The sequence below is a fragment of the Streptomyces sp. CB01373 genome (assembly GCF_002803075.1).
Lineage (GTDB): Bacteria > Actinomycetota > Actinomycetes > Streptomycetales > Streptomycetaceae > Streptomyces.
On sequence record NZ_NNBK01000022.1, the window covers coordinates 21967 to 42172 of the forward strand.

The window sequence follows — 20206 nt, forward strand, 5'->3', positions numbered from 1 at the left end:
GTAGGAACCCTCCCCATGGATCTGAGCACCCTCGTCACCCTCACCACCGGAGTCACCCTGCTGACCTGTGTGCTGGCCGTCGCGGGCCTGCACGCCTACAGCTCCGGCAAGGCCCAGCGGGAGGCCCTCGTCGACCGGCTCTCCCAGATTGGCCAGATCCCCGTCGGCCGCCGGCGCCGCTTCCCCGGCCTCGACCGCCGCCTGCGCCGTACGAAACTCGGCCGCGGGCTGGAGCTGAGGCTCGCCGCGACCGGCCTGGACGTCACCCCGGGCGAGTTCTTCGTCTACATGCTCGCCACCGTGGCCGCCCTCTGGCTGATCGGTCAGGCCGCCCTGGCCCCCTTCTTCGGCCCGCTGGCCGGTCTGCTCGGCATCTGGGCGGCGCTCCAGTTCCTCAACTGGCAGCGCCAGAAGCGGATCGAGAAGTTCATCAACCAGCTCCCCGAACTGGCCCGCATCCTGGCCAACGCCACCCAGGCGGGCCTCGCCCTGCGCACCGCGATCGGCATGGCGGCGGAGGAGCTGGAGGCCCCGGCGGGCGAGGAACTGGCCAAAGTCGCACACCAGTTGGCGCTGGGCGCCTCGATGGACGACGCGCTGGCCGAGCTCGCGGACCGGCTCCCCTCACGGGAACTGGTCGTCCTCGTCACCACCCTGGTCCTGTCCAACCGGGCCGGCGGTCAGGTGGTGAGCGCCCTGCGCAACCTCACCGAGACCCTGGAGGAGCGCAAGGAGACCCGCCGCGAGGTCCGCACCCAGCTCTCCCAGGTCAACATGACCTCCTACGCGGTCCCGGTACTGGGGATCGGCGCGCTGTTCCTCATGAACGGTGTCAAGGCCGGCGCCCTGGAGCGCATGACCGCCTCCCCGATCGGCCAGGGCGCGGTGATCGTCGCCTTCGCGCTCTACGCCGTCGGCTTCGTCCTCATCCGCCGCATGTCCCGCATCGACGTCTAGCCGGGTTCCCGGAAGGAGGGAAGAGGGATGGCACTGCTGCTCGCACTCGTGATGGGCCTCGGCGTCTGGGGTGTCTTCGCCGGCATCCGCATGTACCGCGCCGAGGCCCGGCTGCCCGGCGACCTGGCACTGGCCCTGGAGGTCGGCGCCACCCGCACCGGCGCGGTCGACTCCCTCGTCGACCGCCTCGGCATGCGCTACGCCCCCGCCGTGCTGCGTCTGATGGGCCCCAAGAGGGTGGCGAAGTACCGCCGCAGGATCGACCTGGCGGGCAACCCCGGCGGCCTCACGATCGACCGCTACGCGGCCCGGCGCGCGGTCTACGGGTGCCTGGGGGGCCTCGGCGGACTCGTGTTCCTCCTGCGGGGCCAGCTCTTCATGGCCCTGCTCCTGTTCGCCTTCGGCGCCTTCTGGACCGAGGTCGGCATCTGGTCGGCGATCCGCATCCGCAAGGACGTGATCGAGCGGACGCTGCCGGACTTCCTCGACGTGCTCGCGGTCGTGGTGAGCGCGGGCCTCGGCTTCCGCCAGGCCCTGGACCGCGTCGCCGACAAGTACGCGGGCCCCTGGGCGGACGAACTGCGCATCACCCTGCGCCAGATGGACCTCGGCATGAGCCGCCGACAGGCCTTCGCGGAGCTGCGCCGCAGGAACGACTCCGAACAGGTCGCCATGTTCGTCACCGCGCTCCAGCAGGGCGAGGAACTGGGCGCGCCCATCGTCGACACACTGGTGGCCCTGGCCAAGGACATGCGCCGCACCGACGCGCAGAACGCCCGCCGCAAGGCCGCCCGCGCGGTGCCCAAGGCCACCATGATGATCACCACGTTCATGGTCCCGGCCACGATGATCCTCCTGGGCGCGGGTCTGATCCTCGGCTCGGGCGTGGACTTCGGCTCCCTCACGGGTACGGGCAAGTAGGGGGGCGGGCGAGGACATGGCGACGACGGAGGAACGCACCGGGCTGCTGCGCCGCCGCCCGAGAATCCCCGAGATCACCACCCCTCCGGCGGGCACGGTCCTGCCGGCCCACGTCCGCACGGGCGCGCCGGACATCCCAGTGACGTCGGTGACGCCGGAGCTGCCGCCGGGGTGGGAGCCGGTGAAGCCGTCGCAGGGACCTTCCGCCGCCGACGGCGAACGGGCCCCACAGGGGCCACCCGCGACCGGCGACGACGGCCGCACGAGTGGCGTGGGCGGGAACCCGGACCCGCCCGAGGACCGGGTGCCCACCACGCGACCCGCACCCGCGGAGCCATCGGCACCCGAGCCAGAAAAACTGCAGATCAGCGCACTGCAGGCGATGTGCCGCCACGTCTTCGCCTTCCGCCTCGCGATGATCGCTCTCGCCGCCCCCGTGGCCCTGGTGAACGCGGCCCCCGGACTGGCCACCCGCCTGGTCAGCGCCGCGGTGGTCGTCACCTTCATGGGCTCCTACGTCCTGTTCAGGGACTGGGAACGCTTCGGCCCCCTGCTCCTGCGGCACCCCACGCTCCTCGCCCTGGACACCCTCTTCGGCGCCCTCCTCCTGATCGCGGCGGGCCCGGACAGCACGCTGGCCTACGTCAGCGTCTGCACCCCGCTCCTCGCCGGACTCGTGTACGGCTGGCGCGGCGCGGCCCTGTTCGCCTCGCTCCAGTCGCTGATCCTGCTCGTCGTCTCCACCAGCTCCAGGGAACTGTCCCCGGACCTGGCCCAGGCCGCCCTCCTCCCCGGCCTGTGCGTCATCGCGGGCGCGGCCGGAGTCACCGTGCGCAACCTGCTCCTCCGCTTCGGCGAGGCCACCCGGGCGCTGACCACGGTCCAGGCCCGTCTCGCCGTCACGGAGGCGGTCGGTGCCGAACGGGCCCGCCTGGCCCGCGAGATGCACGACTCGGTGGCGAAGACCCTGCACGGCGTGGCCATGGCCGCCGACGGTCTCGCGGGCTCGGCGGGCGCCGACCGCATGGACGCGGCTCTGGTGAAGCAGCAGGCGGAACTGGTGGCCCGCTCGGCCCGCCGGGCGGCCGCCGAGGCGCGCGAGCTGCTGACCGACCTGCGCCGCGAGAACGACCCGGACCACGGCACCGACGTACTCGCCGAACTCGTCGCCCGCACCCGTGACTTCGCCTCCCGAACCGGACTGACCGCCGCCTACCGTCCGATCGGCGAGCCGGGCGTGCCGCCGGTGCCGCCGGCCGTGGCCCGTCAGCTCCTGACCATCGCGTCGGAGGCGATGGAGAACGCCCACCGGCACGCGGCGCCCACGCACGTGGAGGTGTGCGCGGGAGTCCACGGCGACCTGCTGCGGATCAGCGTGTACGACGACGGCCGCGGCCTGCCGCCCGGCACCAGCCTCGAACAGCTCCGCCGGGCAGGCCACTTCGGCCTGGTCGGCATGGTCGAGCGGGCGGCCTCGGTCGGCGCCCGCATCCGTATCGGCCGCGGCGCCCACCCCAAGGGAACGGAGGTCCGCCTCGAACTGCCCCTGGGAGCCCTGACGACACCGACCGTATGACCGTCCGACGAACCATCCCTGCTCCACGACCCAGAGAGGAGGCCGCCGCCGTGCCGGACCAGACGACTCCCAACCCCTTCGAGGGTTTTCCGCAACCCGCGCAGGCCGTGCCCCTGCGCGTCGTCGTGGCCGACGACAACCCCGTGGTCCGCGCCGGCCTGACGGCGCTGCTCTCCGGCCGCGCGGACATCACGGTGGTCGCGGAGGCCGCCGACGGCCGCGCCGCCTGGGAGGCCGCCCAGCAGCACCGCCCCGACGTCGTCCTGCTCGACGTCCGCATGCCCGGCGTGGACGGCCTCTCCGCCCTGCCGTACCTGGTCCGGATCGCCCCGGTGATGATGCTGACCTACAGCAGCGAGTCGGAAATCGTCCAGGAGGCCCTGCGCCTGGGCGCGGGCGGCTACCTGGTCCACGGCGAGTTCACGGCCGGCCAACTCGTCACCGCCGTACGTGACGTCAAGGAGGGCAGGGCCCACTTCACCCCTACGGCGGCGGGTGCGCTGGTGGCCCGACTACGCCGCGACCAGCCGCCAGAAGATGCGATTGCACACGATCACACTTTCCTAACGTCGCAAGAAACAGGACTTCCTGCGAAAACTCTTTCGCATCTGCAACCATCTGTGGGACAGTCTTCGTCTGGATGGACAGGTGGCCGTCCGGCCGCCGTCGACAGGTCGAGGTTCCAACTCAGCGCGAGGGAGGCGGAGATCATGGACCTCATCGCGTCCGGCATGACCAACCAGCAGATCGCCGCCACCTGCTTCATCAGCGAGAAGACCGTCAAGAACCACATCAACCGCATCTTCGCCAAGCTCCACAGCACCAGCCGCTCCGAGGCCGCCGCCAAGTGGCTCGGCACGGCACCGGGTTCGTCACGAGGGCTGGGGTGAGGCGTGATGACGACGGTGCGGGGGAGGCGGGCCCGGGTCCTGCTTTGGGCCCGGGATTGGGTCCGGGGACCCTCTGACGGACGGGGTGTTCCGGCATACGTTTCCGGTGTCGCAAGCGGCACCGAGACCGAACCCGGAGGGGAACACCATGACCGACCTGATGCTGAAGACCGCGGTCGCGACCAAGGTCCGCGTGAACGGCTGGAAGAACACCACGGCCGAGTCGCTGCGCCGCCGCGCCGACGACCGGGGGCAGACCGCGGTCGAGTACCTGGGCATCATCGCGGTGGTGGTGGCGATCGTGCTGGCGATCACGGGGACGGACATCGGAAAGTCGATCTTCGATGCGATTACGACCAAGATCTCCGAGGTCACCGGCGGGTGACGCGGCCGCGCAGGTACGGCGACGCAGGGCAGGCCTTCCCCATCTACATCACGGTGGTGGGGGGCCTGCTCTTTCTCGCGTTCGCATACCTGGCGGTCGGCCAGGCGGCGGCCAACCGAAACGGGGCGCAGACGGCGGCCGACGCGGCGGCCCTGGCGGCGGCACAGGACACCCGGGACCAGCTGGCGGGCAAGTGGGCCGACATCGTGCTCGATCCCACCAAGTGGCAGGACCTCCTTGATGGCAGGGCGGCGCACATGGACGGTTGCTGGCGTGCGTACCAGCTCGCGCAGCAGAACGAAGCCCATGTGGACCGCTGTCAGCCGTCGTTGTTGAGGTACACGGTGTTCGTCCAGGCCGACAAGTCGGTAGGGGAGTCGATTGTCCCCGGCACCGAGGGCGAGCACTCCAAGGCGCATGCCAGAGCCGTCATCGAGCCGCTCTGCTCGTTCAACCCTCCCCTTGGTGATTCCGAGGACAAGGACGTACTCCCGCGACTCACCTGCAAGAACAACAGGTACTGGGACCTCGATCCGCACCATCTCACGGACCTGCCGCGCCCCGAGGACCTCTTCGACGTCCACCTGGCCGACTGACAAGCGAACGACGAGTGACGAAGGAAGCAGAGTGATGAGCATTCGGTTCACTGCGAAGGCCCGTAGGGGGTTGGTCGCTTTGACCGTGGCGGCCGGCTTGGCCCTCGGTGCGGCCGGTTGCGGCGGCGACGACAAGAAGCCGGATGCGTCGGCATCCGCCACCAAAGGTGGTGGATCCAAGCCGAGTACTCAGGAAGGACAGGACGACGCGCCCCTTGCCGAACTCAGGGGACCGAGCGGCCTGATCCTGAAAATCACAGCTGCCAAACGTGACTCTGGGGGGTTCGTCACGATCAACGCCGATCTCAAGAACGACGGGAGCAAGACGGCGGTGCTCTCATCCCAGCTCACGGGCAATGAGACCGAGATTATGAAGAACGGTAGGTCCTTCGGCGGTGCCACTCTCGTGGACTCCAAGGAGAAGAAGCGCTACTACGTGCTGCGGGACACCGATGGGCGACCGCTCACCACGACCGGTGTGCAGACGATCAAGTCCGGCGACACCATCCCCATCTTCCTGCAGTTCCCGGCGCCGCCAGCCAGCACGGACGAGGTCAGCTTCCAGCTCCCGACGTTCGCCGAAGCCACCATCAAGATCTCCGGGTGAGGCCCCGATGACCCCCACCCGTCTCACCCTGGCCCTCACCGCCGCCGGTGTCATGGTCGCCGCGAACCTCTACGGTGCTGTGGCCGCCCGTGCCGACAGTGGTCCCAGCGTGCCCCCAGGCACCGAGCCGTCCGCCTCCGCCCCCGTGAAGGTCGACCCGAGCGATCCCGACCTCAAGCTGCCCGAGGGGGCCACCCTCGCCGAGCCCAAGGTGCTGGACATCAAGTCGGTGGTCGAGGAGCAGGGCGGTGAGGAACGCCGTGAGGACACCAACACGGACGTGACGTTCGCCCTCCAGGCCGAGGTGCTGTTCGCCAAGGACAGTGCGAAACTGAGCAGTCAGGCGAAGGCCCGCATCGACAGGATCGCGCAGGAGATCAAGAAGCAGAAGCCGGACCAGGTCCGTGTCTTCGGCTTCACGGACAACCTCGGCACCCACGCGCACGGCGTGGTCCTGTCCAAGCAGCGCGCCAACGCCGTCCAGGACATCCTCTCCCAGGAGTTGAACGACTCGAACATCACCTTCGACGTGCGCGGTTACGCCGAGCAGTACCCCATCGCGGACAACTCCACGGAGGACGGCCGCAAGAAGAACCGCCGAGTGGAGGTCACGTTCCCCCGCACCCAGAACTGACTTGCGACCACAGCGTGGACCTTCTCGCCGCACAGCTTGGCCCGTGCCGGTGTAACGCCGATCGGCCGGCTCTACAGCAGGTGATCGGCCCTCCCCGCCTTGATCTCCCGGATAAGGGTGCGGAGGGCTTCGCGGCTGTCGGTCAGGGGGTGGTCCTCCTGCCCGGCGACGGCGATGTAGGCGTTGCCTTCGACGTCGGTCCCTATGCGGAAGCAGTTGGCGCCTTCTCCGCAGAAGGGATCTTCCCAGGTGATGGCCGGCATGGTGGTGGCTCCTTAGAGTTCGCTGACAAGGCCGCGAATGAAGTCGCGTGAGGGCCCTGGGGCGAGTGCCGCTGCCTTTGCGGCGGCGAGCATGGCCCGGTACTTGGCGAGTTGGGTCTCCGAGTCGATGAACTCCGGCCCGTGAGTGCTGTCGAGTTCCACGGTGTCGAGTTGAGGCACGGACGACTCGGCGTACAGGACCGACTGGCCCGCTCCGGGGAAGCCACCCGCTTTGAAGGGAATGACCCACAGCGTTACGGCCTCGCGCTCGGACATGGTCAGCAGGTGCGCCAGCTGCTGCCGGGCCACGGCAGATCCTCCGAACGCCATGCGCAGAGCTGCCTCGTGGAGGATGACGTCAAGTTCGGGTGGCGTCGGGTGGTCGAGCACCTGCTGCCGGTCCAGGCGTTGCGAGACGCGGACCTCTACATCCGCCGGTGACAAGGCGGGGATCACCGCTTGGAAGACAGCGCGGGCGTGTTCCTCGGTCTGCAGCAGTCCCGGCAGGTGCACGCTTACTGACATGCGTACGCGTACGGCGTGCCACTCCATCTCGGCGATGTCCAGGAAGGCATTGGGCAGTTGACCGCGATAGGACTCCCACCACCCCTTGTCTCTGTCGGCGGCCATGGCGGCCAGAGCCTCGACAAGGGCTTGATCCGAACACCCGTAGTTGCTCGCCAGCGTGCGTACGCGTTCAGGGCTGATGCCTGAGCGGCCGGACTCCATGTTGGGCACGTTCGTTCGCGGGACGCTCAGCAACCCGGCGGCGGCCTCGGTCGTCATCCCAGCCGCGACCCGCAGTTTGCGAAGCTCCAGGCCCAAGCGCCGTTGACGTGCCGTTGGTGCGCTTCTGGGCGCCATGCTCCCCTCCTGCCCCGTTGCCTGACGGGAGTCAGTCTGCCCCCGGGATCGGCGGCCGGTCCACTCGATGGGGGTCGATTTCGGCAAGTTGGTAGTACGTGTACTCCGCGATGTTCTACCGTCTGTGACAGGTCGACCACGACCCCCCGCTGCCGCGCGGAAGTGCATCGCCTATGCCATGCCAGGCCCGGGTGACAGGCCACCGTGCGCGAGGCGAGGAACAACCACTCCACCGATCAAAGGAGTTGTCATGCCTGTCGCTACGACCTCCGCCTGCCTGCCCTACACGCCCACGGACCTGCCGCCCGTCCCGCCCGCCCTGGAATCCCTCACGTACAGCCTCACCCTCCCGGCCGCACCGCAGAGCCCGGCGATCGTCAGGGCGACGATCCGCACGGTCCTCGACGCACACGGCCTCGCCGACATGGCCGACGCGGTCGTACAGGTGGCGAGCGAACTCGTCGCCTGTGCCTGCCGTTTCACCACCTCTCCTGAGGTGTACGTATGCCTCCGCTACGGCGAGGACGCGCTCCGCGTGGTCCTCTACGACGCGCACCCCCGGCACCAGCACCCCCGCCTCGCCGCCGCCTGCGACGCCCGCCGCCGCTCGGCGCTGCGCCTGCCAGCCTGTGTGGTCCGGGCGTGCGGCGGTGACTGGGGCTTCGGTGACGCCCGCGAGCCCGGCGGCGGTACGCGGATGTGGGCGGTCCTGCCGAGGGAGGGTGCCAGCGCGTACATCACCGATGGCCACACGAATGAGTGAGGGCAGCCCGAAAGCCGGCCGGGCGGAGCGGCCTCGCCCGCCAAAGCAGTTCGGTGACGGTTCCTGCCCAGTTCGCTGTGACGCTGTGGCCGTCTCAAGGTGCCGAAAGTGGTCCTGGCGTCGCACCCGTCGGGATCATGGGCACCCCAGGGCCTGGCGGAGCGGGCGGAGGATGGACGGGGGGTGGTGGGTGTCGGACCAGGTGAAGCGGAGGAGGGTCAGGCCGGGGAGGAGGGTGGTCAGGCGGTTCTGGCGCAGGCGGTCCTGGTAGAGGGCCTGGGGCAGGCTGTGGGGGGCTTTGCCGTCCGCCTCCACGCCCACCAGGTGGGTGGGCCAGCCCAGGTCGATGCGGTAGGAGCGGCCTTGCTGCGGGTCCGGGATGTGCCACTGGAGGAGGGGCGGGGGGAGGCCGTCGTCCAGGCAGATGAGGCGTACCCGGGTCTCCAGGGGGGATTCGGCCCGGCCATCGGCCAGGCGCAGCCAGGCCCGGGCCCTGGGTGCGTGGGGGCGGCCGGACAGGTGGGCCGGGATGGCGAGGAGGTCGCCCTGGGACAGCAGGCCCTGGTGGAGGGCCGAGTCCAGCACGCTCACCGCCTCCACGCGCGGCAGTTGGAGCAGGAGGTCCGCGCAGGTGCGGGTTGGGGTGGTCAGGGGGATGCCGTGCAGTGCCGTGCGGGCGGTGGGGCAGAGGGGGGTCCGGTGGACGCGGATGCCTGGGCGGCTGCGGATCTCCCCGCCGGGTGGGGTGGCCAGATGCAGGGTGCCGTCGTCCCTGGGGAGGCCCTGGATACCCAGGAGGCGTGCGGCTGTGGGGCCTGCGGCCACCACGTGTGGGCCGCAGGTGAGGAGGGCGCCGCGTACCCGGGAACGCAGTGACGGTCCATGGTCGTCCCGCCCCACCCAGTAGCTGCCCCGGGTCAGCGGAACCCACTGGCCGGACCTGGTCATTCGCCGCACGGTGTTCCAGTCGGCGCCGGCAGCCCTGAGTTGCGGGGCCGTCACCACCCAGTCCTGCAGCGAGGCAGTGGCGCGGACCCGTCGGAGGATCTCGCTACTGATCGTCATGCCGCACTATGACGCAGGGCCCTGATGGGGCGTCCGGGGCTGTGGAAAACTCACCCGCCCCCTGCTCCCGCTCCGGTTCCCGCTCTTCCCGCCTTCCGGGAACTGGGTGCGGTTTTGGGCCCGCGGACCCATCCTGGGCGGCCGGCTGTTTCCTAACCTCGGTTGGAGTCGTGCGCCAACCGGGGGGAGGGCACATGCCACGGTCGTTGTCGGCGGCGTTGGTGCTCGTGCACACACTGTTCGTCGCCACCGTGCTCGGTGGGATCGGTCTGCTGCTGACGGCCGGGTCGTACGGCGCCCTCGACGGCGGTGTCGTCGCCCTCGTCGCCTACGCCGCCGCGCCCGGAGTGCTCGGCTGGTGGCTCGCCCGGCGGAGCTGGCAGGGCGGGGGCCGGATCCGGTGGGCGCTGGTCGGCGTGCAGGTGTGGCTGATCCTCGGGGGACTCGCCAACCTCACCGCGGGTTCGGCCCGTGGCGGCATCCAGCTCTTCCTGCCGGTTCTCATCCTCTACTTCCTGCTCCAGTCCGAGACGCGGCAGTGGTTCGAACTCCCCGTGCCGGCACGGGCCGAGCGCCGTCCCTTCTCGCTCGCCCGGATGATCCGGTGGCGGGGGAGGGACGAGGGGCAGACCGCGGTCGAGTACGCCGGCCTGGTCGCGATCGTCGTCGCCATCGTGCTCGCGCTGGTGGTCAGCGGTCTCGGCACGCAGATCCTCACGAGCATCGAGGCCCAGGTCTGCAAGGTCGCGGGGATGGGCTGCGCCGCGCCGACGGGCAACGGGGACGGGACCGACACCCACGCCTCCGGCGACACCAGCGGCGCCACGAGCGGTGGCGGTACCGACAGTGGTGGCGGCACGACCGTCGGCGGTACCGACAGCAGTGGCGGCACCAGCGGTGGCGGTGACAGCACCGGTGGTGGCACGTCCGGTGGCGGCGCGGACAGCACTGGTGGTGGCTCCGCGACCGGCGGCAGTACGACCGGTGGTACCGCGGCCGGCGGCACCACCACCGACAGCGGCGACCAGACCACCGAAGACACTCCCACCACCGAATCCGACGACAACGACACCGACACCGACAACACCGCCGCCCCCGACGAGAAGAAGGACGACGGCTGTTTCTCCGGGTTCGGTGCCTTCTTCGGGTGTGCCGGTGATCAGCTCAAGCAGGTCGGTGAGGGCGTCTTCGTCGACGGGATCTGGGGGGACGTCACCGGGATCTGGGACATGGTCACGAACCCGGGAGACACCCTCAGCGGGATCGCCGACTACGGCAAGCAACTCGGGCACGACTGGATGGAGGACTCCAAGGACGCCGGGAAGAAGTGGTCGGACGGCGACTACTTCGGGGCCCTCTGGGACTGGGGAGGGGCCTCTCTCGACACCGGCGGGACGGTCCTGTGGGACATGTTCATCGGCGACGACGTGGCCGAGGACTGGAAGAACGGCGAGAAGACCCGCGCCGTCTCCCACGTCGTCTGGAACATCGGCTCCCTCTTCATCCCCGGCTACGACGTCGGCAAGGTCGCCGAGAAGGTGGGCGACCTCGGCAAGATCGGGAAGATCGGCAAGCTGGGCAAGCTCGCGGAGAAGGCCACCGAGGCGGCCGAGGACGCCAAGAAGGCGGCCAAGGCGGGTGACGTCGAGGGCGCCGAGCGGGCCGCGAAGAAGGCGGACGAGGCGGCCGACGAGGCCGAGAAGAAGGCGCGCGAGTCCGGCTGCTCCATCGCCGCGCCCGCCCGCCGGATCCCGTACGGGGGCGGCGGCGGACCCGGGGGCGGCGCCGGCACCGGAACCACCGTCCTCGCCGCGGGCGGCCCCCGCTACGTGGTCCTCGCCCAGGAAGGCTGTGACGAGGACGCGAAGAAGGAGGCCGCCGAGGCCCGTAAGAAGGCGGACGAGGCGGATCAGGCGGCGAACGGCGCCGACCTGGCGCACAGCAAGGACGCCGCGAAGAAGGCCCTCGACGACGAGGGCGTGCCGTACTCGAAGAAGAACGCCGACGACTTCGCCGACCGTGCCAAGGACAACCCCGATCCGGACAAGAAGGAGATCGGCACCAAGGACGCGACCAGGGCGCTGGACGAGATCGAGAAGCTGGCGAAGACGCCGAACGTCTCCAAGGAGGCGAGGTCGACGCTCACCAGCAAGATCCTCAACGCGAAGAACACGGACGAACTCGCCCAGGCCCGGGCCGAACTCAACGCCGTCCAGCACGCGGCCGACGCCGAGGCCGCGGCCGGTACCACGGTCCACACCGCGGTCGGCAAGGACTTCGGCAAGACCGAGGTCGACCTCGGCAACGGCGAGAGCGTCGACATCTCCGACGTCCATGACGCCGACACGCTCTACAAGGGGAAGGACGGCAAGGTCCACGTCGTGGAGGTCAAGAACACCGGCAACGCCACCATCAAGGCCGACTTCGAGCGGCAGGTCGAGGACATGGCCAGGTGGCAGGGCAAGGACGGCGCGGGCCGCGCGGTCCGGGTCGACATCGCCACCGACGAGAAGTGGAGCAACATCTTCAGCGGTTACAAGAGCGGCAAGCGCGACGGTGTGAAATACAGGCCGCCTGGCACTCCGGCGAGCACACTGGCCAAGAACAACGTTCCGGTCCGGATCGCCGGACAGGACATCTCCCCGGGCCAGCTCGCCAGGATGCAGGCCGAGATCGACGCGCGCAGGGCGGCGGGCACGATGGAATGGTCGAGGATGGCGACCCCGAAGGAAGCGATGGAGTACCTGGGTGTCTCGTGACGATCACCTGCTGCCCGCCGCGATGCGGGAGCTGCCGCCGCCCTGGAACGACCTGACCCACCGCCGGGCCCTCGCGCTGGCGGAACTCCCGGCCTCCGGCGCGGAGCAGGCGCTGGAGGTCCTGCGGGCGGCCCTGCCCCCGCACCGGCACAGCGTGCACGACTGGGACGAGGCGCTGCGGGAGGCCTACGACGACCGGGACGACCACACCCTGGACGAGGCGGACGCCTGGCTGACCCGGCTGATGCCGGCCACCGCCGACGTCACCCGGGAAGGCGTGGCGCGGGTCCTGGCGGAGTGGTCCCGCCTTGGCATCCCCACGGTGTCCGCGCCGCCGACGCCGGAACAGATCCGCACCACGGCCGCGGAATGGGCGACCACGGTACGGCAGGACCTGGCCTCCGACGCCTTCGCCCTCCTCCTCGAACGCGGCGCCCCCGCCGGGCACGAGGACGACACGGTCCGGCTCGCCCAGGCCTACGTCCGCGTCGGTCTGGCGGTGGAACCGGCCGTCCGCCTGCTCCTGGCCCTCGGCCGGCCGCGCGGGGAGGCGGCACTGCTGGAACTCGTGACCGACGACGAGGTCCGGGACTTCCGTCCCTACGTCCGCTCCCGGCTCCTGGTGCTGCGCCGCCCCGGCTACGAAGCCCGGGGAAGGCAGCCGGCGCGCGGAGAGGAACCCTTGCTGCCCTCTGCCGTGCGGGAGCTGCCGTACAGCTGGGGCGCGGGCTTCCAGTGGCCGGCCGGCCTTCCGCGGGACGCGGAGAACACCGCCCGCGCGCGGGCGGTTCTCCTGGCCTGCGCGCCGACCGGGCCGGTGCCCGAACCCGTCCCCGGCCCGGCCTGGACCGGCGACGCGGACGAGGAGCGGCCCGCCTGGCTGGACGTCCGGCAGGTCATGGCGGACCTGATGCCCTACGCGCGTCTGGTCACCAGGGAACGGATGACCGAGGCGATGCGCGAGTGCGCGCTGCTGGGCATCCCCGGCGTACCGCGGGATCCGGGCGGCGAGGAGGCGGCGCGGTTCCTGACGCGATGGGTGACCTGGATCGGCGGCTTGGTCGCCGACGCGGTCTTCGCCTGGCTGGGCACGTACGTCGACGACAACGCCCTCCTCACCCCGTGGGCGTTCGAGCTCGCCGAGCGGTACGCCCGGTGCGGTGTCGCCGTGGACCCGGCCATGGCGTTGCTGCACCGGCACGGCGCCGTGGCGTACGCCCGCGAGGCACTCGACCGCACGGCGGCCGACGAGACGCTGCCGGGGAGGGTGCGGCGCCAGGCCGCACGGTGACCACTCGCGCCACGCCCCGGATGCCGCCCCTACTCGCCCTCCATCGGCCTCTGTTCGGCCTCCACCGTCACCAGCACCCCCGCCCGCACCCCCCACCCCGCCATCGCCCCGGCCTCCGCCTCCAGTACATGGCGGGAGCGCGGGCGGAGCAGGCCGAGCCGGTTCGGACTCATGGTGACGACGGTGAGGACGCGCAGGTCGCGGTCGAGGTAGGCGACGTCGATCGGGATGCGCATGCGGAAGGTGTGCACGTTGTTGGCGGGGGAGAGCAGGATCGCGCCGTCAACCGCGTCACGGCCCAGCAGGCCCTTGGTGCGGGCCCGGTAGGAGGTCGCCAGCTCCAGCGGGACCGTCACCGGCGCCGCACCGTGCACGATCAGCCTGCCCCGCCCGTCGCGCCAGCGTCGTCCCATGCCGAGCCGCCCTCCCCTGAGTCCTCTACGTCCCGTGCGTCCTGCGCGCTGCCGACCGACCGTATCGGCGGGGCGGTGGGCCCCGCATGGGTCCACGGACCCATGCCCCGCGCGCCCGCCGCGGTTAGGGTCCCGGGGTGCGCGTACTTGTGACCGTCGTGGCCGCGCTGTGGGGCGCGGGGACCGGGCTGCTGCTGCCCCGGGCCGCCCACCGGCTGTCGGTCGGCGCCGGGGAGCCGTGGAGCGCCCGGTGCCCGGGCGGGCATCCGATCACCGGCGCGTTCGGCGGCTGGGTGGGCCGGGCCCGCTGCACGGGCGCGGAGGCCGGATGTGGAGCGTACGGGCCGAGCGCCCGGGTGACCGCCGCCGTGACCGCGCTCGTCTGCGCCGCGCTCGCCGCCGCCACCGGGCCCCGCCCCGAGGTGGCGGTCTGGCTGCTCGCCGCGCCGGTCGGCGTGCTGCTGGCGCTCGTCGACCTCCGTGTGCACCGGCTCCCGGACGTGCTGACGCTGCCGCTGGCCGCCGCGACCGCCGCCCTGCTCGGAGCCGCCGCCGTACTGCCCGCCGCCGCGGGCTCCTGGCCCACCGCCCTGCTCGGCGGACTCGCCCTGGGCGCCGCGTACTTCGTGCTGTTCCTGGTCAACCCGGCCGGCATGGGCTTCGGCGACGTCAAGCTCGCCCTGGCGCTCGGCGCGGCCCTCGGCTGGTACGGCTGGCCGGTCCTCGTCGTCGGCGCCTTCGCCGGTCTGCTCTACGGCGCCGGCTACGGCCTGGGTCTGGTGGTACTGCGCCGGGCCGGCCGCAAGTCGTCCATCGCACTGGGGCCGTTCATGCTCGCCGGGGCCCTGACGGGGGTACTGCTGGGCGCGTTCGCGGCGACGTGAGGGCAGGGAGGGACGGTCCTTCAGCCGGCCGGACCGGCCCGGCCCGTAATGGGGAGGCGGCGGATGACCGTCTTCCGGCAGGATCACCCGCATGACGGACCATCCGCACCGTTCCGGCCGTTCCTTCGAGGAACTCGTCGCCGAGGGTGCCGCCGTTCCCACCGAGGGCTGGGACTTCTCGTGGTTCGCGGGCCGGGCCACGGAACAGCGGCCCTCCTGGGGGTACGCCGTCTCGATGGCCGCCCGGCTGGCCGGGGCCCGCGCCGTGCTCGACGTGCAGACCGGCGGTGGGGAGGTCCTCGACTTCGCGCTCGGACGGGCCGCGGCCGCGCCCGCTTTGCTCGCCGCCACCGAGGGCTGGCTGCCGAACGTGGCCGGGGCGACCGCACTGCTCCGCCCGCGTGGCGTCGTGGTCGTCGACTCGCCGGAGGACGCGCCGCTGCCGTTCGCCGACGCGGCCTTCGACCTCGTCGTCAGCCGGCACCCCGTACGCCCCCACTGGGGCGAGCTCGCCCGCGTCCTCAAACCCGGCGGGACCTACTTCGCGCAGCACGTCGGACCCGGCAGCGTCTTCGAACTCGTCGAGTACTTCCTCGGGCCCCAACCGGAAAAGTCGCGCGAGGGCCGCCACCCCGACCACGAGCGCGCCGACGCGCGGGCGGCCGGTCTTGAGGTCGTCGACCTGCGCGCCGAACGGCTCCGCGTGGAGTTCCACGACATCGGCGCCGTCGTGCATTTCCTGCGCAAAGTGGTCTGGATGGTCCCCGGGTTCACGGTCGAGGCGTACGAGCCCCGGTTGCGGGCGCTGCACGAACGGATCGAGTCGCGCGGACCGTTCGTGGCACACAGCACGCGTCACCTCTTCGAGGCCCGCAGGTTGGGGTGAACGCGCGACCGGGGCGCCTGTTTTCACATCGTTACCGCCTGCCCCTCGCGTCACCCTTTCAGCGCACGTAAAGTTCAGACCAAGGGAATTCGCGTGAGCAAAGTCACGCGGTCGGTGCCGCGTGGTGGAGGGGACTGCGCGGCGCGCGGCCCCTGATGGCGGTATCCGCCCGGCCCGGGGGGTCGGTGCGGGGCGGTGCCGCCGGCGTCAAGCGGGCGTTCGCGGGCGGGTCGCCCCTGGGAGGGATTCGGGGCAACACGCCGTGCGGCCCCCGAAGGGCGGAGCTTCTTCGCTTCTCATCGGAGCCTGACCTTTTTGTCGTCGATTCCGTCGGGATCCGGTCATGACCAGGGGCGGAATGACGGATTCCAGGGTTCCCGCACGCTCTCCATGCGTCGCCGCATGACTTCGGAGAGTAGTTTTGTCGCGTCTGGGCACACGGCAGCCCTTACGAAGGGTTATGGTGGAAACCCCCCCTCGGGCCGGTCCGTCTCCCCCCCACGGACCGGCCCGTTTTCTTTGCCCCCAGCGTCCACCGCGTCCGCCGCGTCCGATGCGCGCGTCCCGCGCACGCGCCCGCTGTGGCGTGTCCGACGCACCAGGGCGCGCACAGCGCCCTGTTGAGGGACGCTGGGATCGCCGGGGGTAGGCTTCGCCCCCGGGGACCGCCATACGGACCAGGCCGCCGCACGGACAGGGAACGCCCCCGGCCGCGCCTGTCCGTCCATACGGAGGGGCTGACGAACACGTGAACCTGCGCGACAAGCTGCGTGGCCTGCTGGTCAGGCTGTACGCACGCCGGGTGGAGGGCCACCTGGACCCCGCTCAGGTGCCCAAGCACATCGGCGTCATCATGGACGGCAACCGGCGCTGGGCGAAGGCCGCCGGCTCGACCACCGCCCAGGGCCACCGGGCCGGGGCGGACAAGATCGAGGAGTTCCTCGGCTGGTGCAGTGAGACGGACGTCGGGGTCGTCACGCTCTGGCTGCTCTCCACGGACAACTTCGACCGGCCCCAGGAAGAGCTCGTCCCGCTCCTCGGCATCATCGAGGACGTCGTGCGCACCCTGGCCTCCGACGGCCGCTGGCGCGTCCATCACGTGGGCACCATGGACCTGTTGCCGCCGGTCATGCAGGCCACTCTCAAGGAGGCCGCGGAGGCCACCGCGCACGTCGACGGAATAGTCGTCAACGTCGCCATCGGCTACGGCGGCCGGCAGGAGATCGCCGACGCCGTGCGCTCCATGATCCTCGACGCCCAGGACCGGGGCACCTCCATGGAGGACCTCGCCGAATCCGTCGACATCGACATGATCGGCCGCCACCTGTACACCAAGGCCCAGCCCGACCCGGACCTGGTGATCCGCACCAGCGGGGAGCAGCGGCTGTCCGGATTCATGATCTGGCAGACGGCCCACTCCGAGTACTACTTCTGCGACGTCTTCTGGCCGGCCTTCCGCAAGGTCGACTTCCTGCGCGCGCTGCGCGACTACGCGGCCCGGGGCCGCCGCTACGGCGGCTGAGGACACACCTCTCCGGTCGCCCGGGTGCCCCCTCTTCACGAGGAGTTCATTCGTGCGTCGTTCCGCTTATTTGCATGGCGGCGCATCTTCGAGGGCATAAGGCAAACAGGTCGACACCCGAACCACGGGTGTCGGATCTCAGCGGGCGGCTCGGGGCCGTCCGCCCGGGAGGCCCTTTGTACGAGCCCGACCGTATGGTCACAGCACGGACGAAGACCTGGAGGGCCGGTTCACGGCCCGTCGTGTGCGGGGGCCGCCGGCCGGCCGGCTTGTTCCCGCCCGCCCAGCAGGGCCTCCACCTCGTCGCTCCCCGACCTCATCCGAGGGGGTACGTCCTTCCGTGGTGACCAGCACAAAGCGCCACAAGCCAGACCGGCGCACCTACGTCCTCGACACCAGCGTCCTGCTGGCGGACCCGAACGCCCTGACCCGTTTCGACGAGCACGAGGTCGTGCTCCCCATCGTCGTGGTCACGGAACTGGAGGCCAAGCGGCACCATCCCGAACTCGGCTACTTCGCCCGGCAGGCCCTGCGCCTGCTGGACGACTACCGGGTCCGGCACGGCCGCCTCGACGCCCCCATCCCGATCGGGGACCTCGGCGGAACGATCCGGGTCGAGCTCAACCACTCGGACCCCAGCGTGCTGCCCACCGGCTACCGCCTGGGGGACAACGACTCCCGCATCCTCGCGGTCGCCCGCAATCTCCAGGCGGAGGGCTACGACGTCACCGTCGTCTCGAAGGACCTGCCGCTGCGCATCAAGGCGTCCTCCGTGGGCCTGCTGGCCGAGGAGTACCGCGCGGAACTCGCCATCACCGACTCCTCCGGCTGGACCGGAATGTCCGAACTCACCCTGCCGGGTGAGCAGGTGGACGTTCTCTTCGAGGAGGGGCACCTCCACGTGCCGGAGGCGGCCGAACTGCCCGTGCACACCGGACTGACGATCCAGTCCGAGCGGGGCAGGGCCCTCGGCCGCGTCACGCCCGAGGGCGGGGTGCGCCTGGTGCGCGGCGACCGGGAGGCGTTCGGCATCAAGGGGCGCAGCGCGGAGCAGCGGATCGCCCTGGACCTGCTGCTCGACCCGGACGTCGGGATCGTGTCGATGGGCGGCCGGGCCGGTACCGGCAAGTCGGCGCTGGCGCTGTGCGCGGGTCTGGAGGCGGTCCTGGAGCGCCGTCAGCACCAGAAGGTGATGGTCTTCCGTCCGCTGTACGCCGTCGGCGGCCAGGAGCTCGGCTATCTGCCGGGCACCGAGGCGGAGAAGATGAGCCCGTGGGCGCAGGCGGTCTTCGACACGCTGTCGGCGGTCACGTCCCGGGACGTCATCGAGGAGGTCACCGCGCGCGGGATGCTGGAGGTGCTGCCGCTCACCCACATCCGCGGCCGCTCGCTGCACGACGCGTTCGTGATCGTGGACGAGGCGCAGTCGCTGGAACGGAACGTCCTGCTGACCGTTCTGTCCCGGATCGGGGCCAATTCGCGGGTGGTTCTGACCCATGACGTGGCGCAGCGGGACAATCTGCGGGTCGGCCGCTACGACGGTGTCGTCGCCGTCGTGGAGAAGCTGAAGGGTCATCCGCTCTTCGCGCACGTGACGCTGACCCGGTCCGAGAGGTCCCAGATTGCGGCCCTTGTGACCGAAATGCTGGAGGACGGGCACATCTGATCCAATTCGCCCACTCAGGAGGGGTGGTGCGGGAGTTGGCGCCGTCCGGCAAAGGCCTGAGCCTAGCCGGGCGGCGTCCGCGTTCGCGGGCGTTCGGGGAAATCCCCTGAGCCGAACGAGGTGTGAGCTTTCACACGCAACTCGGAATTGCCCTGCGGCGTTGGATTACGGCAGAGTCTCACTCCTGTCAGGCCCCGCATACGACACATCCGTACCCCCTGGGGGAACCGCCAAGGCGTCAAGCCCTGGGGGAGGTATGGGACACCTGAAACAACACGCTTTCAACTCCATAGCGTCGTCGTATGCCGCCCGAGCACCACGCGGCGCTCCCCTCGCGGGAGTTGCCCACCGGGCCCGTGCCTCCCGTGACCCCGCAGTTGGGAGGCCAGTGCCAGGGGCACGATTGCGTCCGCCAGGGTCACCGAAGCGGGCGATGCTGGAAGGAAACCGTGTGAGCCGGATCTCGGTCCGGGGATTCGCAGTGGCCTCCGCCACCGCGGTCACCGCTGTCGGAAGCGTCGTCGGCGTTGCCACGGGCAGCACCGCGCAGAACAACGACGCCGAGGCGATGGCAGCCGACGCGACGCTTCTCGCGGACATACCCGTAGGCCAGCAGGCCCAGGTACAGACCGCCTCCCTGGTGCAGCAGGCCGACGCCCAGGCCATCGCCGCGGACGCGAGCGCCAAGAAGGAGGCCGAGCAGGCCGCCCGCAAGGCCGCCGCCCAGACGGCGATCGCCAAGAAGGCGGAGGCGGAGAAGGCCGAGAAGGAAGCCAAGGAGCGTGAGGAGCTCAAGGCGGCGGCCAGCCGTGCCGCGACCCGTGACGCCTCCAGCTTCGCGGTGCAGAGCTCGTACACGGTCGCGCAGATCCAGGCGATGGCGAGCTCCATGGTGCCCGCCGGCCAGTTCCAGTGCTTCAGCAACATCGTGAACCACGAGTCGAGCTGGAACTACCGGGCGGTCAACCCCTCCTCCGGCGCGTACGGCCTGTTCCAGGCGCTGCCCGGCTCCAAGATGTCCTCCGTGGGCGCCGACTGGCAGACCAACCCGGCCACCCAGATCAAGTGGGGCCTCAGCTACATGGACGGCCGCTACGGCAGCCCCTGCGACGCGTGGAACTTCTGGCAGGCCAACCACTGGTACTGAGCCGGATCACCGCCGCACTCAACCTCCGCGCAGCCCCTCCCCGTCTTAGGGGGAGGGGCTGTTGCCCTGTACGGTCGGACCGGACGACTCCAGGGGGGAGTGGTGGGGAGAGACGGG

20 protein-coding genes are annotated in these 20206 nt (G+C 70.8%); 16 read left to right on the forward strand and 4 right to left on the reverse strand.

The window, feature by feature from the left end:
• Positions 1-15: 15 nt before the first annotated feature.
• From CG719_RS30345 to CG719_RS30375, 8 genes are all read left to right on the forward strand, one after another.
• A complete protein-coding gene (locus CG719_RS30345; RefSeq protein ID WP_100571926.1) occupies positions 16-957 on the forward strand; it encodes a type II secretion system F family protein in 942 nt (313 codons plus the stop codon).
• Positions 958-984: 27 nt separating this feature from the next.
• A complete protein-coding gene (locus CG719_RS30350; RefSeq protein ID WP_100571927.1) occupies positions 985-1878 on the forward strand; it encodes a DUF5936 domain-containing protein in 894 nt (297 codons plus the stop codon).
• A 16-nt stretch (positions 1879-1894) separates the two neighbouring features.
• A complete protein-coding gene (locus CG719_RS30355; RefSeq protein ID WP_100571928.1) occupies positions 1895-3454 on the forward strand; it encodes a histidine kinase in 1560 nt (519 codons plus the stop codon).
• A gap of 50 nt (positions 3455-3504) precedes the next feature.
• Positions 3505-4344, forward strand: coding sequence for a response regulator (locus CG719_RS30360; protein ID WP_234375831.1), 840 nt, complete (start codon positions 3505-3507; stop codon positions 4342-4344).
• Between the two features lie 148 nt (positions 4345-4492).
• Entirely contained in the window at positions 4493-4729 is a 237-nt protein-coding gene (locus tag CG719_RS36825; RefSeq protein WP_234375832.1) for a Flp family type IVb pilin, read from the forward strand.
• Positions 4726-5325 carry a pilus assembly protein TadG-related protein gene (locus CG719_RS36830; RefSeq protein ID WP_234375833.1) on the forward strand — a complete coding sequence of 200 codons (600 nt, stop codon included), beginning with the start codon at positions 4726-4728 and terminating at the stop codon, positions 5323-5325. Before CG719_RS36825 ends, CG719_RS36830 begins: the two co-directional genes overlap by 4 nt.
• Before the next feature lie 34 nt (positions 5326-5359).
• The gene (locus CG719_RS30370; protein WP_100571930.1) at positions 5360-5932 is read left to right on the forward strand and encodes a hypothetical protein; all 573 of its coding nucleotides are present in this window, start codon (positions 5360-5362) and stop codon (positions 5930-5932) included.
• Positions 5933-5939: 7 nt separating this feature from the next.
• Positions 5940-6566 (forward strand): OmpA family protein, encoded by a 627-nt coding sequence (locus CG719_RS30375; RefSeq protein WP_100571931.1) that lies wholly within the window; start codon positions 5940-5942, stop codon positions 6564-6566.
• Positions 6567-6637: 71 nt separating this feature from the next.
• Here the strand turns inward: CG719_RS30375 and CG719_RS30380 are convergent, their stop codons facing one another.
• On the reverse strand, positions 6638-6829 hold the full coding sequence (locus tag CG719_RS30380) for a hypothetical protein (RefSeq protein ID WP_100571932.1): 192 nt from the start codon (positions 6827-6829) through the stop codon (positions 6638-6640).
• A 12-nt stretch (positions 6830-6841) separates the two neighbouring features.
• Positions 6842-7693 carry a helix-turn-helix domain-containing protein gene (locus CG719_RS30385; protein WP_100571933.1) on the reverse strand — a complete coding sequence of 284 codons (852 nt, stop codon included), beginning with the start codon at positions 7691-7693 and terminating at the stop codon, positions 6842-6844.
• Positions 7694-7943: 250 nt separating this feature from the next.
• Between CG719_RS30385 and CG719_RS30390 the strand changes: the two genes are divergently transcribed.
• Positions 7944-8456, forward strand: a complete 513-nt coding sequence (locus CG719_RS30390; RefSeq protein WP_100571934.1) for an ATP-binding protein — start codon at positions 7944-7946, stop codon at positions 8454-8456.
• A 135-nt stretch (positions 8457-8591) separates the two neighbouring features.
• Here the strand turns inward: CG719_RS30390 and CG719_RS35555 are convergent, their stop codons facing one another.
• Positions 8592-9521, reverse strand: a complete 930-nt coding sequence (locus CG719_RS35555; protein WP_159024983.1) for a type IV toxin-antitoxin system AbiEi family antitoxin domain-containing protein — start codon at positions 9519-9521, stop codon at positions 8592-8594.
• A 194-nt stretch (positions 9522-9715) separates the two neighbouring features.
• Here CG719_RS35555 and CG719_RS30405 point away from each other — a divergent pair, with 194 nt between their 5' ends.
• A complete protein-coding gene (locus CG719_RS30405; protein WP_159024984.1) occupies positions 9716-12280 on the forward strand; it encodes a hypothetical protein in 2565 nt (854 codons plus the stop codon).
• On the forward strand, positions 12270-13571 hold the full coding sequence (locus tag CG719_RS30410; RefSeq protein ID WP_100571938.1) for a hypothetical protein: 1302 nt from the start codon (positions 12270-12272) through the stop codon (positions 13569-13571). The genes CG719_RS30405 and CG719_RS30410 overlap by 11 nt, the downstream gene beginning before the upstream one ends.
• Before the next feature lie 29 nt (positions 13572-13600).
• On the opposite strand, the gene CG719_RS30415 is transcribed toward CG719_RS30410, so the two are convergent.
• A complete protein-coding gene (locus tag CG719_RS30415; protein ID WP_100571939.1) occupies positions 13601-13984 on the reverse strand; it encodes a DUF192 domain-containing protein in 384 nt (127 codons plus the stop codon).
• Positions 13985-14121: 137 nt separating this feature from the next.
• On the opposite strand from CG719_RS30415, the gene CG719_RS30420 reads away from it, so the two are divergent.
• The 5 genes from CG719_RS30420 to CG719_RS30440 all read left to right on the forward strand — a co-directional run bounded on the left by CG719_RS30420 (position 14122) and on the right by CG719_RS30440 (position 20089).
• Positions 14122-14868, forward strand: a complete 747-nt coding sequence (locus CG719_RS30420; protein ID WP_100571940.1) for a prepilin peptidase — start codon at positions 14122-14124, stop codon at positions 14866-14868.
• Between the two features lie 91 nt (positions 14869-14959).
• Positions 14960-15754: a methyltransferase domain-containing protein gene (locus CG719_RS30425; protein WP_100571941.1), complete on the forward strand. Its 795-nt coding sequence runs from the start codon at positions 14960-14962 to the stop codon at positions 15752-15754.
• A 748-nt stretch (positions 15755-16502) separates the two neighbouring features.
• Complete coding sequence (locus CG719_RS30430) at positions 16503-17276, forward strand: isoprenyl transferase (protein WP_100571942.1); 774 nt, start codon at positions 16503-16505, stop codon at positions 17274-17276.
• 340 nt (positions 17277-17616) lie between these two features.
• On the forward strand, positions 17617-18942 hold the full coding sequence (locus CG719_RS30435) for a PhoH family protein (RefSeq protein ID WP_100571943.1): 1326 nt from the start codon (positions 17617-17619) through the stop codon (positions 18940-18942).
• A gap of 433 nt (positions 18943-19375) precedes the next feature.
• A complete protein-coding gene (locus tag CG719_RS30440; protein WP_100571944.1) occupies positions 19376-20089 on the forward strand; it encodes a transglycosylase SLT domain-containing protein in 714 nt (237 codons plus the stop codon).
• The last annotated feature ends 117 nt before the right edge of the window (positions 20090-20206 follow it).

Bases quoted from the DNA above. Each gene is read 5' to 3' on its own strand.
- CG719_RS30405 (WP_159024984.1), top strand. From the start codon at position 9,716: ATGCCACGGTCGTTGTCGGCGGCGTTGGTGCTCGTGCACACACTGTTC.
- CG719_RS30440 (WP_100571944.1), top strand. From the start codon at position 19,376: ATGCTGGAAGGAAACCGTGTGAGCCGGATCTCGGTCCGGGGATTCGCA.
- CG719_RS30425 (WP_100571941.1), top strand. From the start codon at position 14,960: ATGACGGACCATCCGCACCGTTCCGGCCGTTCCTTCGAGGAACTCGTC.
- CG719_RS30355 (WP_100571928.1), top strand. From the start codon at position 1,895: ATGGCGACGACGGAGGAACGCACCGGGCTGCTGCGCCGCCGCCCGAGA.
- CG719_RS30390 (WP_100571934.1), top strand. From the start codon at position 7,944: ATGCCTGTCGCTACGACCTCCGCCTGCCTGCCCTACACGCCCACGGAC.
- CG719_RS30415 (WP_100571939.1), bottom strand. From the start codon at position 13,984: ATGGGACGACGCTGGCGCGACGGGCGGGGCAGGCTGATCGTGCACGGT.
- CG719_RS36825 (WP_234375832.1), top strand. From the start codon at position 4,493: ATGACCGACCTGATGCTGAAGACCGCGGTCGCGACCAAGGTCCGCGTG.
- CG719_RS30350 (WP_100571927.1), top strand. From the start codon at position 985: ATGGCACTGCTGCTCGCACTCGTGATGGGCCTCGGCGTCTGGGGTGTC.
- CG719_RS30380 (WP_100571932.1), bottom strand. From the start codon at position 6,829: ATGCCGGCCATCACCTGGGAAGATCCCTTCTGCGGAGAAGGCGCCAAC.
- CG719_RS30370 (WP_100571930.1), top strand. From the start codon at position 5,360: ATGAGCATTCGGTTCACTGCGAAGGCCCGTAGGGGGTTGGTCGCTTTG.
- CG719_RS30375 (WP_100571931.1), top strand. From the start codon at position 5,940: ATGACCCCCACCCGTCTCACCCTGGCCCTCACCGCCGCCGGTGTCATG.
- CG719_RS30385 (WP_100571933.1), bottom strand. From the start codon at position 7,693: ATGGCGCCCAGAAGCGCACCAACGGCACGTCAACGGCGCTTGGGCCTG.
- CG719_RS35555 (WP_159024983.1), bottom strand. From the start codon at position 9,521: ATGACGATCAGTAGCGAGATCCTCCGACGGGTCCGCGCCACTGCCTCG.
- CG719_RS30345 (WP_100571926.1), top strand. From the start codon at position 16: ATGGATCTGAGCACCCTCGTCACCCTCACCACCGGAGTCACCCTGCTG.